The organism is Massilia sp. METH4 (assembly GCF_037094685.1).
In the GTDB taxonomy this organism is placed as follows: domain Bacteria; phylum Pseudomonadota; class Gammaproteobacteria; order Burkholderiales; family Burkholderiaceae_D; genus Rugamonas.
In genome coordinates this window covers 6,587,442-6,601,531 of sequence record NZ_CP146614.1, presented here as the reverse complement: position 1 = coordinate 6,601,531, position 14,090 = coordinate 6,587,442, and the positions used below count along the sequence as shown (strand labels likewise).

Below are 14,090 nucleotides of genomic sequence, written 5' to 3'. Positions count from 1 at the left end.
CCATAAGGGCTGCTGGGCGGAAGGAGGGCGCATCCCTTTTGGTGGTGGCCCTCGCTTTCTGCATGCGCTACGCTTCATCAGGTATTCTTTACGAGCGGGAGTCAAGAATGACGGCGAGGGGCATCGAGACGGTAGAGATCACAGGCGAGCGCACGTTCGAGGACACGGTGGGGCGGTTGCTCGCCTCTTTCGAGCGTGCCGGGTTGACGGTCTTCGCGCGCATCGACCATCACGCGGCGGCCGCCGCTGCGGGGCTGACCATGCCGCCTGCGACCGTGCTCATTTACGGCAATCCGCGTGGCGGCACGCCCGTCATGCTGGCTTCACCGGGCCTGGCACTCGATCTTCCGTTGCGCGTACTGGTGCGTGAAGACGATGCCGGCCGGGTGATCGTCGCGTTCCACCCAACGCTGCCGATGATCCGCGCGGCCGGCTTGCAGGAGGACCTGGCCGCGCCATTGATCAAGGCGCAGAAGCTGATCGAAACGGCCGTCCAGGGCTGACACGGAAAGGACTCCTCCATGAACACGCTTGCCGATACGAAGCCCGCGCTGCCGGCGAAAGCCGCGGGCAGCAGCGTTGCGGCGCTGCCGGTCGCACTGTTCGGCTCCGTCATGGGGCTGGCCGGGCTAGCGCTCGCCTGGCGGGCAGCCCACGCGCACTTTGGCGTGCCGGCCTGGATCGGCACGAGCCTGGGCTGGGTCGCCGTGTTCGCCTTCATTGCTGTAAGCGCCGCCTACGCCGCCAAGGTGCTGACCGCCTTCGCCGCCGTGCGGGCCGAATTCAGCCATCCGGTCGCCGGCAATATGTTCGGCACGCCGCTGATCAGCATCCTGCTGTTGCCGATGCTGCTGGCCGACACCAGCCTGCCACTCGCGCGGGCGTTCTGGGCAGCGGGCGCGCTCGGCATGAGCATGTTCGCCTGGTTCATCGTCAGCCGCTGGTTGCGTGGCCAGCAGCAGTCCTCTCACGCCACCCCGGCCTGGATCGTCCCTGTCGTCGGCATGCTCGATGTACCGCTCGCCTTGCCCGCGCTGCAGTGGCAAGCCTTGCATAGCGTGGCGCTGTTCGCCCTGGCCGTCGGGCTGTTCTTCGCATTTCCGCTCCTGACCCTGATCTTCTCGCGCCTGATGTTCCAGGAACCGATGCCTGAACCGCTGCGACCTTCGCTGATGATCATGCTGGCACCGTTCTCCGTCGGTTTTTCTTCCTATGTGAGTACGATGGGCAGGGTGGACGACTTCGCGGCCGCGCTCTACATGCTGATGCTGTTCATGCTTGCGGTGTTGATGGGCCGCCTGCGCAATCTGCCGCGCTGTTCGCCGTTCCGGGTGTCGTGGTGGGCCGTCAGCTTTCCGCTTGCCGCCTCGGCGACGGCGGCGCTGCGCTATGCAAGCCATGTGCAGGACGTGTATGCGAACGTCATCGCCATCCTCGTGCTCGCTATCGCCACCGCCGTCATCGCCGGCCTGCTGCTGCGCACCCTCTCGGGGATCGCGCGCGGCGAGTTGCGCAAACTGATCGGGTAACGTCAGCGCCAAACGCAGTACGCGGGAGAGGAAAACACAAATCCGTTCCGCGCTGATGCGCATGTCAGTGCCAGCGCAGCACTGATGTATTTAAGATGGGGAGCTTGATCCTAGGAAACGCACCTGGCTGCAGAGCAAGTGGGCCCGCTATGCCCGGATGTAACGGGGGGGCTATCTGTGTCTTGCGTAACACTATCTCAGGGCCAATGAGCGCTTCTCATGAGGGGCTGATGATATCTGTTCTAATGTTGCCGCATATGTACTTGCAAAGTAAGTTACTGGACGTCTTGAAGCACGAACTTGTTGTTGATGACGCTCAGTAAATGCTTTTTATCGTCGGGATTGCTCAACCATTGCAATTCGATTGCCTTCTGCTTCGCATTGACGGTAATCGATCTCACGACCTCATCTGGATAATCCGACTGTAGGGTGATTGATTGCAGGCAGCTGTGTAGTAGAAATTGATCGTGCAGAGAGTATTTGTTGCCATCGTGGTTTAGCAAGAGAAGAACATCTTCGTAACCAGCGCCGCAATACCCAAGTGGATTTGCCCTGTTCGATGCAGTGCGTGTCAATAAAATCAATTGCTCCGGTTTCTCTGATGAAATGCTAAGGATGGTATCGACCTCATCGGCTCTGATCAATAGTGTTGCCAATTCGGCGGAGACTTGGGATGCCTGTATCGTTCGCGTACATTCCGCTTGCTTGTTCTTCTCTTGGCTGTGTGATATGCAGAAGGTCGAGTTGGAAAGCTTGCTGTCAGCACTTTGTGGAAGAGAGCCGAAAGCCATAGCGCTCGTCCACGGGCCAAGGAGGAGCCAGGTCCAGATGAAGCTATTTACTGTTAAGGTGGTCAGCATAGAGGACTCCGGAATACATCCATAGGCGCTTTGATTTCTCCGGCGGGTCGGCGTACTCATCCTTATCCCTTTCATGTAATTCGCTCTCGGTCTTTCCGCTATTTTCTGGTTTCGACATGTCCCAACCGATATTACCCGTTTTAGTCTCTGCCAAGACAGTGGGGTTGCGAATCCAAGCTTTGTTCTGCCCATCCCAGACATGATAAGCTCCGCCATTCCATCGTGCCCATATTTCCAGTCTGAGCTGCTCATCCGTGTAAATGCGGCCTGCTCGAGATAGATGGTTTTTAGCATCTTTCTGCTTCTGTTGATACAAAGATGCACCGGCCTCAACGTTATTCTTCCAATGCCATGTCTGTTCAAAGCTCGGTGCGGGGGGGCTCGGGATAGCGCTCGTGCTGGGTGAGCTGGAAGGCATGGCCGGCCGTGAGCCGGCGGACCGCGCCTTCGCCCGTGAACAACTTGTTGTCCAGTTCCAGTGCCTGGAGCATCAATCGGCTGTGCAGTTCGGCGTCGCCGCTGGCGATGCGTTCGCCGCTGCCGTCGAACACGGCCAGCGGCGGCACCTCGCCGGCGTCCAATGCGGATTGCTGCTCGGCGGAGAGAAGACTTCCTACTGTATTTTTACATTTACACTGAACTCTGCCTTTTCATCAAAATTGGCGTACAAAGTAAAAATCAGGCGATTGTCTGCGCTAGTGGTACTAAAAGATGTGTGTTTTTTTACTTTTGAGGCATTAGGCGAGACTCGGAACGTAAGGATACATGTTGACCCTGGCGGCAGAGCTGTTCCAACACAATTGGACCTGGCGATGTTTATTTCAGGATTCGAATCCTCGACCTTCTCCCAGTTGTTGAGCATCAGCGGCCTATTGCCGGAATTTCGCAGTTGATAGCTCAAGTACTCATCAGTCATTTTTTTTCCGCCGGATGCTGGCGGAGACTGATTTTTTGCGCTTTCGACTGTTAGCCAAGGCATAAATATTACCCCTGTAAGCGTGCGCCCGGCCAGTAAGTCTAAATCTTCGGGATCGTCTGATTTCGGGTCTTCCGCAACAAGACGGTCCTCCATGGAAAAAGGCCCCGGACCAAAATTGGAAGGTAGTGCGCTGAACTCCACAGCGTACTGAGAAGTGTTTGGGCACTGAGATTTTGTCTTTTTAAAACTGATGCACAAACTCATTGAACACTGATCAGTTACCGAAAGCCGAGCGGGACTTAAAATAAGTCGATATCGCTCCGAGGCAGGCACGTATTCTTTTGCGCCAATTTCGCTCGCCTTGTCTATAACTCCGAGGTCGATGCCTTCGACTGGCGTGCCATCAGATTTTGTCCATAGGCTTTTTTGTGGGCCAGCCTTTGCGAAGCGAGAGCAAACTTCGCTTGTTTCGGGTTTGCCGAGCTCCGACGCTGTAGCAATTGGCAGCATTGCGAAAAGCGTTGGCAAGAAAATGATCTTCAGAAGCAGCGCAGTGCGGTGTTTCATAATTTGCTGAGCAAGCCTCAAATGAATTAAGCATTTGTGTAACGGTAAAGCGACGACTCTGCGCGCCAGTGGGGAACGAGGCCATTGGTTCTTGGTCAATATAGCGGCAGCCTTTTCTTAGGAAATCGCGCACTGCAATTGCAATATTCCATGCATGGCGCGACCATTTGGCGGGGTGCAGATGCCGTGTCAAATGACATTACTTTTCGTTGCTGTTCAAGCGAGGGAGGAATTCCCCTTCGCATGAAGCACTGTCACTAAATTGATTCTTGTCCAGCACATTTTTGCAGACGAGCGTGCTGTTGCGGCCTTCAAACTTGCGTACATAACGATTATGTGTTCTGACGAGCGTGCCGCCTCCCTGGCTTGGATAGACGCCAGACCACTTGAATTCGTATCCGTTCGACACGCGTTCGATGGTAGGGCTGGGTTTTGCGTCCGGTAGGGGATCGTCCTTGCCGGTTGCTGAAGCAACCCAGATATCGCGCATCGTGGCAGTAGGGCTGTCATATAAATAGTACGCAACACTGCGCGAAAATTTGTTTGGCTTATATTCATATTTTCGGCAGATCCGTTTTAGCAGAACGTGATCCTCTGAGGCGTCAACCACAGTCAATTTGTAAGCAGGGCATACGCCGCCCTGGCCTTGTGGCCTTGCAATCGCAAAAACATGAGTGGCGTTATTGGAAGAGAACGTCAGATGACCCTTCTCAGGTGATAGCCTGATCGTCAAGTACGTTTTCCGAATCAGCTCCAGGGATAGATCCTCAGGTGCTGTGGATGTCGAGTATATCGGGATTGACCAACGTTCCAGGTCATCGCCAGCAGTCCGAATTGCCCGCTCTTTTCGCTCACCCTCCCGTATCCTCTCTTCTTGAGGGTCCTTGCCGCTCGCTGTATTCCCGCGAGGCGAGCTCGTGCACTGGGGTTGCTGTAATTCTTGAGTCTTGGTTTGAGCAAGCTCCGATGAGTTTGCACTACATGTTGCAATGTTCACAAGGAGCGCAGCAACGACCACGTACGAATTCATACTGTCAAAGGCCACATTACCTATGGCCACGTCCGGCGAAGGTGGTGTCTATTGTTGATTGACGTCCCACTGCCAAATAACCGTCCCGTATTGAGTGTCGAATGTCGGCATCAGCTCTCCGGCAGAGAAGTGTGCCCGCGATCCCGCCTGGGCCGGCGTGAAGTAGAAGCCTGTACGAGGGCACGCAGTGCCACCAAGCACACGATCGAGGGAGGCGCCTGTCGGCAGGGGGGGCAAACAGTCCTCCGACGGCACCTGTTCCATAAGAGTCCAGGTACAGGCGCGTCGCTCAATTATGTTTTGCTCGGCATACGGCATACCAGTATCGGGATGAAGTAAGGACTCCTTCCGTAGGAATACACGTGCCTCAGGAGCAACTCTCGAACTTATCAGAAACTGCGCGCAGCTATTGATCTGATCGGGCACGTAGGTTCCCGAACGGCTCGGAGCGCTCCCGGATTGGACAGACAGATTTGTCCGCCTGTACACAGGTAAAGGCGTTGGAAGAATGAGCGGGCCCCTAGCACTGGTATCATATTCCGTTGAAAGCTCAAAGGGATCCCATATGGCACTTACCGTTGCGCGAATATTCGTGGCAAGTTGAACGGACAGTCCGAGAAGGTCGCCATATACTTTTAAATCTTGATCAGCCAACCAGGATTCATCAAAGTCTGCTTGGCCCTTGAAGTCGCTTAACGGGCCATAACAGGCAAGCAGTCCTTTAAGGTCGCCGTGTGTCAGCTGTATATAGCCATCACATAGCGCTTGAAATGTGGACCGGAAATTTGGCAATACCCGCTCCCCCCAAACGATATCTGCCTGTTGGGAGAGGTGTCTTGAGCGATGGGTGGGTGATAAGGCCCGCTCATATTCTCCTAGGCATTTTTCCACATGCGAAACCAGCTGGCCCCAGGTATCTCGCAGGCTCCCCAAGTACCCTGCGGACGCATAAAGGTCAAGAAGATAAAGTTCTTGTCTACTCATGTTTTAACGGCAGTGTCTGTTTTATAAACTATTGTTCTACTTTTTATACCAGTTATTTTCCAATTTCGGAACGCCGACTAACGCAGGCTCTGGCCCAAAATCCCCGTATTTCCAATTGGTTGGCATCCGCTTACTCATGCCTTCCATTTTTAAATGGGTAGGATCGACTACGAGCTGAACGGCGCCGCCTTCCAGAACTATATCCGTCCCCGGTAGGCGCTGTGAAGCGGTGACGCCTTCCCATACGCGGAGTTCTTGTCCCTCAGGTACAACATATTTTACGTACTCGCCATTGCTATTCCAATGCACCCAGACGGCAAATCTCTTTCGCCAATCATCCTTGGTTAAAAGGCTCTCAAATTCGGATTTTGACATCCAGCAAATGCTATTATCGGACGACATTGGGTCTAGCACTCGATAAATTTCAGTGCCGCTTGGCAGCTTTGTCGCCTTGATCGTGTGAAAGGTCTGATGAGCATTATCCATGGGGTGCTTGCCGCGCCCACCAGAAGCTGGGACGGTGCTTGTCCAGCCAACCGGCGCGACAGGCGCTGCTGTGATTCCTGGGTAAGGTTCTACGCCATCTACTCGTGCCCAAGGGACACTCGTGCGCAACAGTTCGGTTTTTTCGACGGCCTGACTAGGACGTACAAATGCGTGCGGATTGCGAGTATTAAGGTATGCACGATGTTGCATATCCGCTTCGATCTCGAGCCGCCTAGCTAGGACATTCAGATAGTCTTGTACCACTTTGGTGGTTTTTGCCAGCCATTCATCCGGATAGCGCCGGACCCTGTCGAGCATGCGCAGCGCATCCGTTGCGCGAACTGCAATCGTGTGGTCGCCCCATTTTTGGATGAGTTGAAACATCTTGTTGGCTGCACTGATACCTTCATTCAACGCCCGTTTTAACAGTCCACTGTTAATCGATTGTGCCAGTTCACGAAATTTTGAGGCCAAGTACTTATAGGGGTTGTCAATCTTTAACGCTTTGAGCGTTCGCACCACCTCTGGCCTCGCAAGGAAGTCATTCAGTTTTTGTATTGCCAATTCAATATATGGCCCAATGTTGGATTTTGTCGCGGCCTTGTACCCGGCGCTACGTAACGATGCGAAAGCAATCTTCGCACAGCCTTTGAAGAGCGAGCCCAGGGTTGGAAATAAGCCAATTAGTGTCAATGTTAGTGCAATCTTTGGACCAATCGCGTCTGGAGATCCGTCAATTTTTTTGCAGTTGGCGATGACATCGCGCACGTCACATATCTGATCGACGAATGGAATCATCGATATTACAGTTCCTGTTGCGATCTGGGCGGTACTTTGATTTTCGTTGAAATCTCCTTGCAACACACCCCAAATCCATTCAGCATATGCAGCGAGGTCTTGCCTTGCGCTGGATAGCCAACGCTGTGGCGCAGCACTGAACCATGCTAGTGCATTATCAAACTCATTATTCATCTATTTAAGCCCCAATTCCAGCTCTTCAATCAGGATTCGAAGCGCTCCCGTGCCTTGTCTAGCATCTCATTCAACGGATTCCACGGCTTTTCGGAGTCTGGCTTGCGTTGCTCGTATTCTGCTCTGACCGATTTTTCTGGTACGTTATCATGGTGAGCATTGCCGTGCTCATCCAATTTTCCGGCGATAACCGCGCCACCTTCAAAGAAGATCTTATAGCCGACATTGCCAATAGGTGCTCCATAAATATCTCGATAGTTGAGCGCAATGTAATTTGTCAATTTGCTGGCTATGCTCGGCAGCACCGCTGTCTGCGCTTTTTTGGTCGCGCCGCCATCTAATACGTGCTTCCCACCCTTGACCGTAAAATTCCCCGGACAGGCAAACGTTATGTCCGGCCCATCCAGCGTCACCGACGACTGCCCCGCCTGCAGCACAATCTTTCTGCTGGCCTTGATCTCGATACTGTCATTGACCGAGATGACGACCACTTCCTTGTCCGCCAAAATCTCCAGCTGATCGGTATGCGCCTGCAACGACACCGGCCCATTGCCGGCAAACGCCTGCACGCCTCCTTCATGCGTGAACAGCCCGGTCGCCTCGGCGGACACGGACGACACGGTGAACCCCGCCGCGATATGCAAGTCTGACTGAGAAGACCAATGCACCTGCTCCCCGGCGAACAACACGGTCGAAGCGGGAGTAGCCAGGTTGACGCTGGCAGAGGAATCCATCACCACAACCGGTGCGCCAAACTTCTCGACCGGCGCCGAACCATCCGGGTCGCGCGATCCGGCCTGCGCCTTCAACGCATCCTGGCCATTCACCATACCGTCGTACTTGCCCTTTTCCTCCGGGTCGAGCAGCGCCAGCAAATCCTTCTGCGCCTGCATGGTCGCATCGCTGGCCAACGCTTTCTGCGCCTTCGCGGCATCGATCAGGGCCGTATCGAGCGTTTGCGCGGCCTTCAGGGACGACACGGCTTCCAGGGCATCCATCTGCGTCGACGTGACGCCAGAGAGCTGCCCAGGCCGGGCCGCGGTGGTAAGCAGCACGCCTTCGCCGCCGCGCACCACGGCCCAGGCATCCGTGCGCAATTCGAAGCCGCTGCCGCGGTAGGCGCCGCGATGCGCGGAGCGGGGCGACTGGGCGACCAGGTAGCCCAGGTTCAGCTGCGAAGCGGCGCTCGACGTGGCCAGGCGCATGCGCAGCTGGCCCTGCGTGTCGTCCAGCTGCCACTGGTTGAAGCCGCCGCCATCGAAGCTTTGCGTGTGGATGCCGGAAATGGTGCCGGGGTGGTTGACGCCGGAATCGGCCCCGGCGGCGAACGGCGGCGTGTCCGCGCCCGTGTACAGTTGGGCGACGATGACCGGGCGGTCGATGTCGTTTTCGATGAAGTCGACCAGCACCTCGGTACCGATGCGCGGCGTGAATTGCGTGCCCCAGTTGGGGCCGGCCAGCGCTTCGGCGACGCGCACCCACGTGCCAGAATGCTCGTCACCCGGCGCGCTGCCTTGTTCATCGACGTCGTGGTTCAAGCCACCCCCGTTGGCGGCGATCCCGCGCTGCCAGGCGAATTGCACGCGCACCTGGTGGTCGCGCGTGGTGGTCGCGGTTTCATTGGCGACGCCGACCACTAGCGCGGTCTGCGGCCCCAGCGCCGTGTGGGGATGGGGCAGGGCGGTTGCCGCCGGTACCACCGGCACGGCCTCGCGCACGCAGCAGAAGCGGTTGCGATAGGTGCCCGGCTCGATGCCGGAAGCACTGCCGGCGAGCGCGGGCTCGAAGTTGTTGCGGGCCTCGTGCTCGACCCACAGCACCTTGAAGGCGTTCTCGCCATCGGGATAGCGCTCGTGCTGCGTGAGCTGGAAGGCATGGCCGGCCGCCAGGCGGCGGACCGCGCCTTCGCCCGTGAACAGCTTGTTGTCCAGTTCCAGCGCCTGGAGCATCAATCGGCTGTGCAGTTCGGCGTCGCCGCTGGCGATGCGCTCGCCGCTGCCGTCGAACACGGCCAGCGGCGGCACCTCGCCAGCGTCCAATGCCGATTGCTGCTCGGCGGAGGGTGCCAGCAATAGCGAAGGGTCCCAGCTGCTGATCGACACCGCGCTGGCGGCCGCTTGCCGGCGCGCGCCGAAGCGGTCGATCGCGTCGTCCCGTTCGCTGGCGCGCATGCCGTGGAAGCGGATTTCCGGATTGCCGGGCGTGGCGGGGACCGCGGCCTGGCTGTCGAAGATCACCAGCCTGTGGCGCGCCTGGCCATCACCGCCTTCGTCCGCCTGGTCATGCTCGAAGCGCCAGGACAGGCCTTCGGAAGCCATCAGGCGCGCGAAGAAGTCGTAGTCGCTTTCGCGGTACTGCGTGCAGACGGGGCGGGCGGCCAGCTCCTGTGTCACGTCGAATTCGAAGCGCAGCTGCGGATAGTCGGCGAACAGCTCGGTGACGATGTCGAGCGCGTTCTTGTCCTGGAAGATGTAGCTGTCGCGACGCAGGCGCAGCAGCGCCAGCGCCGGTTCCAGATGCAGCCGGTAGCGCGCCACGCCGCCGTCCGCGCCGAGCCATTCGGCGCGGGTGCAGATGCCGTGCCAGGCGCGGCGCGAGTCGTCCGGCTGGAGCAGGGTGACCGTCAATTCCTCGCCGATGAACCCGTTCAGGTCCAGGTCGGTCGACGTGCTCAAGGCATCCACGTCGAACGCATACGGTTCGCCGACCGCCTCGCGGCCGGCAAAGCGCTCGGCCATCAGGGCTTCGGGCAAGGCGCCATCCTGGGCGCTGGCAAGCTGGATCAGGCGGGCGTGCTGGAACAGGCCGGTGCCGAAGCGGCCCAGCGCCGACATCAGGGACTGCAGTTCCATCAGGGCAGTGTGATCGTGAGGTTCGCGGCGCGCGGCGCCATCTTCACCACGTCGTGGTAGGCCGCCATCTGCTGTTCGGTCGTCTTGCCCAGCGCGGTGCGCAGGCCGATGTAGCCGAGCGCGCAGATCAGCGCGAACACGGTAGCCAGCACCCACAGGGGCAGGTCGCTGCGCAGCTTGTTCACGACCTGGTCGGGGCGCTCGGCGTGCGGAGCGAAGCCGCCGCGCTTGCCCTTCATGTGGGCGATCTCGTCACCCAGGCGCGACGTGAAGTAATTCAGCTTTTCCGACCCCTCGAGGATGTAGCGGCCCTGGAAGCCGAGCAGCAGGCACATGTGGAATACCTCGAGCGCCTGCAGGTGCGTGCTGCCGCGCAGGCGCAGCGCTTCCAGGCGGACGAAGAAGTTTTCGCCGGCCAGCTGCTCGCCGAACAGCGCCAGTTGCAGGGGCTTGCGGCCCCACGCGTCGCGAATCGAGAAGTCGCTGCGCAGGATGATCTCGTCGACCGCGGCGCAGAATGCGTACTTGGCGGCATCGATGTCGTCGGCGGAGGCGCCCTGCTTCTTCGCGTTGCGGCCGAACTCGTCCAGGAACTGGATCATGCGGGCGGCGAAATCGCGGTCGTTCTGCGGCGCGTTGCCGTTCTTGAGCATGAACAGCGCATAGAAGCCGTCGTACATCAGGTCGAGCAGGGTTTGCGGTGCCGCGCTGGCGTGGCTGGCCGGGGCGGCGTTATCGATCAGGGAAGGGACTGTCATGGTGTTCATGGAACGGACTAGTGTCGGCAGTGCCGGGCAAACGGGTCAAATGTCGGGAACGCTTTGCGGTCAGGAGGTCACGGCGGCCAGTTCGAGTCGCAGGTCTTCCATGCCCATCGGCACGTAGATCGAAATCGACTGGGCCTTGAGCATGCGATCGTACAGCTGGCCCTTGGCATCGACGGTGAAGTACACCGTGTCGGGCCGCACGGGGATCGCGGCGGGCACCTGCGGCGCATGCTGCAGCCGCACGCCGGGCATGGCCGAGAGCACCAGCTTGTCCACGTCGTCGGGCGCGCCGACCTTGAAGCGCATCGGCACGGCATCGACCAGCTCGATCGTCGGCATGGCGGCCGACACGGCCAGGTAGAACGCCGTCTTCTCGTCGATCTTGCCCGAGTCGAGCTTGCCCAGGAAATACGAAGGCCGGGTTTCCTCGAGCGCGATGGCAAAGTACTTGGACGAGATCACCGTATCGATCAGCTCGCGAATGATCAGGTGCAGGCGCGCGAAGCCGGGGCCGGGGTCGCCGTGCTGGTAAGCCGGCAGGTCGGCGAGGGTCCAGCTCTTCGAGAACGTCATCAGCGCGCCGGCCAGGCCGAGCAGCTGTTCGAACAGGCGTTCCGGGTGCAGTGCCGGGTGGTGGAAGTAGTGCGTCAGCGACGCGTACGCCGAGCTGGCCGTGTGCAGCAGCCAGAACGAGGACATGTCGCCGGAGCGGTATTCGATCACGTTGCGGTTCGGCTCGCGGTGATGGCCGTACAGGGCGCTGACCTTTGCTTGCAGCGCATCGAGCAGGCGGCGCAGCTGCTGGGCCAGCGCCGGCACGCTCTGCACGGACAGGGCCGGCGGTATGAAGTCCGGATCGAGCTCGAAGCCCCCGGTGGCGAGCCGGCGCAGGCGCAGCAGCGGGAAGCTGGTGTAGGAATCGCGCGGCTCGAATTCGGCAACGAGGCGCACCGACTTTTTCAAATACGCGAGCTGCGCCTGGGCGGCCTGGGTGTACAGGTCCGGCGTGTCGCGGTTGTCCTGCACGTAGCGGGCGCTGTCGATCACCTGGCCGGGCGGGCAGAAATTGCCCCCGAACGGCTTGAAGGCGGGCAGGGCGGCATAGAACGTCACGGTCTGCTGGCTTTGCAGCATGGTCGACAAATCGACGCTCGGCGGGAGTGCGTCGGCGGCGGGCGCCTCGACCAGTTCGCCGTCCGGGAAGCGCAGCGAGAGTTCGAGCACGCGCAGAACATTGTTGGCCAGCGCATCGGTATCGACGCGCAGGGTATTCACGCCCCAGGCGTAGGGATGGACCGCCCGCAGGCTGTGGTGCAGCCGGTGCTCGTGGTACAGGTCCTGCTGCTGGAAGTGCTGAGGGCGCAGGAACAGCCCTTCTCCCCATAAAACTTTGCTTGTCATGCGCGTTGCTCTATCCGCTGTACGTTGATTGCCGGTTGACCGATTTCACAAATTGGCGGAACAATAACACTTTTCTCAGCCTTATAGGAAGGTGGTGATTATCAAATCTCGCCCCGCCAGACAGCGGCGGCTATTAGAGACTCTTCTCGGTTCGTGTAACTGTTGATCTTCGCTCCCGCAACCCGCCCGCCGCACAACCCTCGGCCCCGAAGGCAATTAACCCTACCGACGTCGCGGATATTCACCGAACGCTTCGCGAGGAAATGCGCGTGTGCCCAGGCGCCATGCGGCTTGCCGGCTCGTTATTGCTCGTAGCGCTCTTTTTGTAACCGATGCTGCACGTGTGGACAGGTGTTGGCCCTGCGACACGACGTTTTCAGTAATGAATTGTGAGTTTCTTTCAGTAAATTGTAACCGCTGATTATCAGCCGATCAAGGCGGTTTGAATGGCAAAGAATTGGCGTTTGGTGAGAATTAGTGAGATTCAAAATGGCGTGTATAAATTATAATTCTCTGATATTGTCCAGCCTGCATCACAATATTAGGCTTCAGACAATTACTTTCTGTTACAGATTCTTGAGGTTCGCATGACTATCAGTACTCTTCTGTCGCGTGTTGGCGCGACTGCCGCCCTGGCCGCGGCGCTCTCCGCCTGCAGCACCACCCCAGTAGTTCCCCCGGCGCCGACATTGGAAGGCTTGCTGTCCGAAGCCAGCAAGGCGGCCGACACCGGCAACAAGGAACAGGCCGTGGCGCTCTGGAAGCAGAGCGCCGCCGCGTTCCCGACCGAGAAGACGCCGTGGACGCATATCGCGCAGACGAAATACGAAGCCGGCCAATATGGCGATGCCATCCAGGCTGCCCTCGAAGTGCTGGTACGCGACCCCAACGACCAGCTGGCCAACAGCATCATCGCCATCAGCGGGCTGCGCCTGTCGACGCGCGCGCTGACCGACCTGAGCCGGCTGAATGGCCTGGAAGGCTCGACCAAGTCCGAGTCGGTCGAGCTTGCCAAGCTGCTGCGCAAGACCCTCGGCGAAGACCAGCTGATCGTCACGCCGCCTGCGCCGCAGCCGGAAAAGCGTCCGACCCGCACGGCGAAGAAAGGCAAGACTGTCAAGCCGGCGGCCGCCGCCAGCCCGTTCGACCTGCTGAAGTAAAAGTGCTGAAGTAAACCACAGCCCCAGCCTGACTCATCAATAAAGGAATCCTCATGTCTAAATCAGAAAGTGTGCAAAAGCGCTTGCAAAAGGTGCGGCCTCCGCGAGTGCAGATGACGTATGACGTTGAAATCGGCGACTCCATCGAGAGCAAGGAATTGCCCTTCGTGATGGGCGTGGTGGGCGACTTCGGCGGCAACTCGGAAGTGGAGCAGAAGCGCCTGAAGGAGCGCACGTTCGTCAACGTGGACCGCGACAACTTCGACGAGGTGCTCAAGGGCGTGCAGCCGCGCGCCACGTACCAGGTCGAGAACACCCTGGCGGGCGATAACAGCACGTTCGCCGTGGACCTGAAATTCGAATCGCTGGACGACTTCCGCCCCGAAGCCGTGGTGCAGCAGGTCGAGCCCCTGAAGAAGCTGCTGGAAGCGCGCACCAAGCTGGCCGACCTGCGCAACAAGCTGGCCGGCAACGACAAGCTGGAAGACCTGCTCAACGACGTGTTGAACAGCACCGAGAAACTGGCCGAGCTGGGCCAGCAAGCCAACGCCAGGAAAGAGTGA

At 58.7% G+C, this 14,090-nt stretch carries 12 protein-coding genes; 4 read left to right on the top strand and 8 right to left on the bottom strand.

What is annotated here, in order from left to right; all coding sequences use genetic code 11:
• Window positions 1-107 precede the first annotated feature (107 nt).
• Together V6Z91_RS28600 and V6Z91_RS28595 are read left to right on the top strand one after the other, a co-directional pair.
• Window positions 108-503, top strand: a complete 396-nt coding sequence (locus V6Z91_RS28600; RefSeq protein ID WP_338764349.1) for a DUF302 domain-containing protein — start codon at window positions 108-110, stop codon at window positions 501-503.
• Between the two features lie 18 nt (window positions 504-521).
• Window positions 522-1,529, top strand: coding sequence for an SLAC1 anion channel family protein (locus V6Z91_RS28595; RefSeq protein ID WP_338764348.1), 1,008 nt, complete (start codon window positions 522-524; stop codon window positions 1,527-1,529).
• Between the two features lie 275 nt (window positions 1,530-1,804).
• Here V6Z91_RS28595 and V6Z91_RS28590 read toward each other — a convergent pair whose 3' ends face one another.
• The 8 genes from V6Z91_RS28590 to tssK all read right to left on the bottom strand — a co-directional run bounded on the left by V6Z91_RS28590 (window position 1,805) and on the right by tssK (window position 12,367).
• Complete coding sequence (locus V6Z91_RS28590) at window positions 1,805-2,389, bottom strand: hypothetical protein (protein ID WP_338764347.1); 585 nt, start codon at window positions 2,387-2,389, stop codon at window positions 1,805-1,807.
• Between the two features lie 359 nt (window positions 2,390-2,748).
• Entirely contained in the window at window positions 2,749-2,970 is a 222-nt protein-coding gene (locus tag V6Z91_RS28585; RefSeq protein WP_338764346.1) for a contractile injection system protein, VgrG/Pvc8 family, read from the bottom strand.
• A 32-nt stretch (window positions 2,971-3,002) separates the two neighbouring features.
• Window positions 3,003-3,875, bottom strand: a complete 873-nt coding sequence (locus tag V6Z91_RS28580) for a hypothetical protein (RefSeq protein ID WP_338764345.1) — start codon at window positions 3,873-3,875, stop codon at window positions 3,003-3,005.
• A 199-nt stretch (window positions 3,876-4,074) separates the two neighbouring features.
• Window positions 4,075-4,608, bottom strand: coding sequence for a hypothetical protein (locus tag V6Z91_RS28575; protein WP_338764344.1), 534 nt, complete (start codon window positions 4,606-4,608; stop codon window positions 4,075-4,077).
• A 1,317-nt stretch (window positions 4,609-5,925) separates the two neighbouring features.
• Window positions 5,926-7,347 (bottom strand): hypothetical protein, encoded by a 1,422-nt coding sequence (locus V6Z91_RS28570; protein WP_338764343.1) that lies wholly within the window; start codon window positions 7,345-7,347, stop codon window positions 5,926-5,928.
• A gap of 29 nt (window positions 7,348-7,376) precedes the next feature.
• Window positions 7,377-10,199, bottom strand: coding sequence for a type VI secretion system Vgr family protein (locus tag V6Z91_RS28565; RefSeq protein WP_338764342.1), 2,823 nt, complete (start codon window positions 10,197-10,199; stop codon window positions 7,377-7,379).
• On the bottom strand, window positions 10,199-10,966 hold the full coding sequence (gene icmH / locus V6Z91_RS28560) for a type IVB secretion system protein IcmH/DotU (protein WP_338764341.1): 768 nt from the start codon (window positions 10,964-10,966) through the stop codon (window positions 10,199-10,201). Before icmH ends, V6Z91_RS28565 begins: the two co-directional genes overlap by 1 nt.
• Window positions 10,967-11,026: 60 nt before the next feature.
• Complete coding sequence (gene tssK / locus V6Z91_RS28555) at window positions 11,027-12,367, bottom strand: type VI secretion system baseplate subunit TssK (protein ID WP_338764339.1); 1,341 nt, start codon at window positions 12,365-12,367, stop codon at window positions 11,027-11,029.
• A 587-nt stretch (window positions 12,368-12,954) separates the two neighbouring features.
• Between tssK and V6Z91_RS28550 the strand changes: the two genes are divergently transcribed.
• Together V6Z91_RS28550 and tssB are read left to right on the top strand one after the other, a co-directional pair.
• Complete coding sequence (locus V6Z91_RS28550) at window positions 12,955-13,527, top strand: hypothetical protein (protein WP_338764337.1); 573 nt, start codon at window positions 12,955-12,957, stop codon at window positions 13,525-13,527.
• 53 nt (window positions 13,528-13,580) lie between these two features.
• Window positions 13,581-14,090, top strand: a complete 510-nt coding sequence (gene tssB, locus V6Z91_RS28545; protein ID WP_338764335.1) for a type VI secretion system contractile sheath small subunit — start codon at window positions 13,581-13,583, stop codon at window positions 14,088-14,090.

Coding starts and splice junctions, on each gene's coding strand:
- V6Z91_RS28565 (WP_338764342.1), bottom strand. CDS start 10,199: ATGGAACTGCAGTCCCTGATGTCGGCGCTGGGCCGCTTCGGCACCGGC.
- V6Z91_RS28550 (WP_338764337.1), top strand. CDS start 12,955: ATGACTATCAGTACTCTTCTGTCGCGTGTTGGCGCGACTGCCGCCCTG.
- V6Z91_RS28595 (WP_338764348.1), top strand. CDS start 522: ATGAACACGCTTGCCGATACGAAGCCCGCGCTGCCGGCGAAAGCCGCG.
- V6Z91_RS28570 (WP_338764343.1), bottom strand. CDS start 7,347: ATGAATAATGAGTTTGATAATGCACTAGCATGGTTCAGTGCTGCGCCA.
- V6Z91_RS28590 (WP_338764347.1), bottom strand. CDS start 2,389: ATGCTGACCACCTTAACAGTAAATAGCTTCATCTGGACCTGGCTCCTC.
- tssB (WP_338764335.1), top strand. CDS start 13,581: ATGTCTAAATCAGAAAGTGTGCAAAAGCGCTTGCAAAAGGTGCGGCCT.
- V6Z91_RS28580 (WP_338764345.1), bottom strand. CDS start 3,875: ATGAAACACCGCACTGCGCTGCTTCTGAAGATCATTTTCTTGCCAACG.
- tssK (WP_338764339.1), bottom strand. CDS start 12,367: ATGACAAGCAAAGTTTTATGGGGAGAAGGGCTGTTCCTGCGCCCTCAG.
- icmH (WP_338764341.1), bottom strand. CDS start 10,966: ATGAACACCATGACAGTCCCTTCCCTGATCGATAACGCCGCCCCGGCC.
- V6Z91_RS28600 (WP_338764349.1), top strand. CDS start 108: ATGACGGCGAGGGGCATCGAGACGGTAGAGATCACAGGCGAGCGCACG.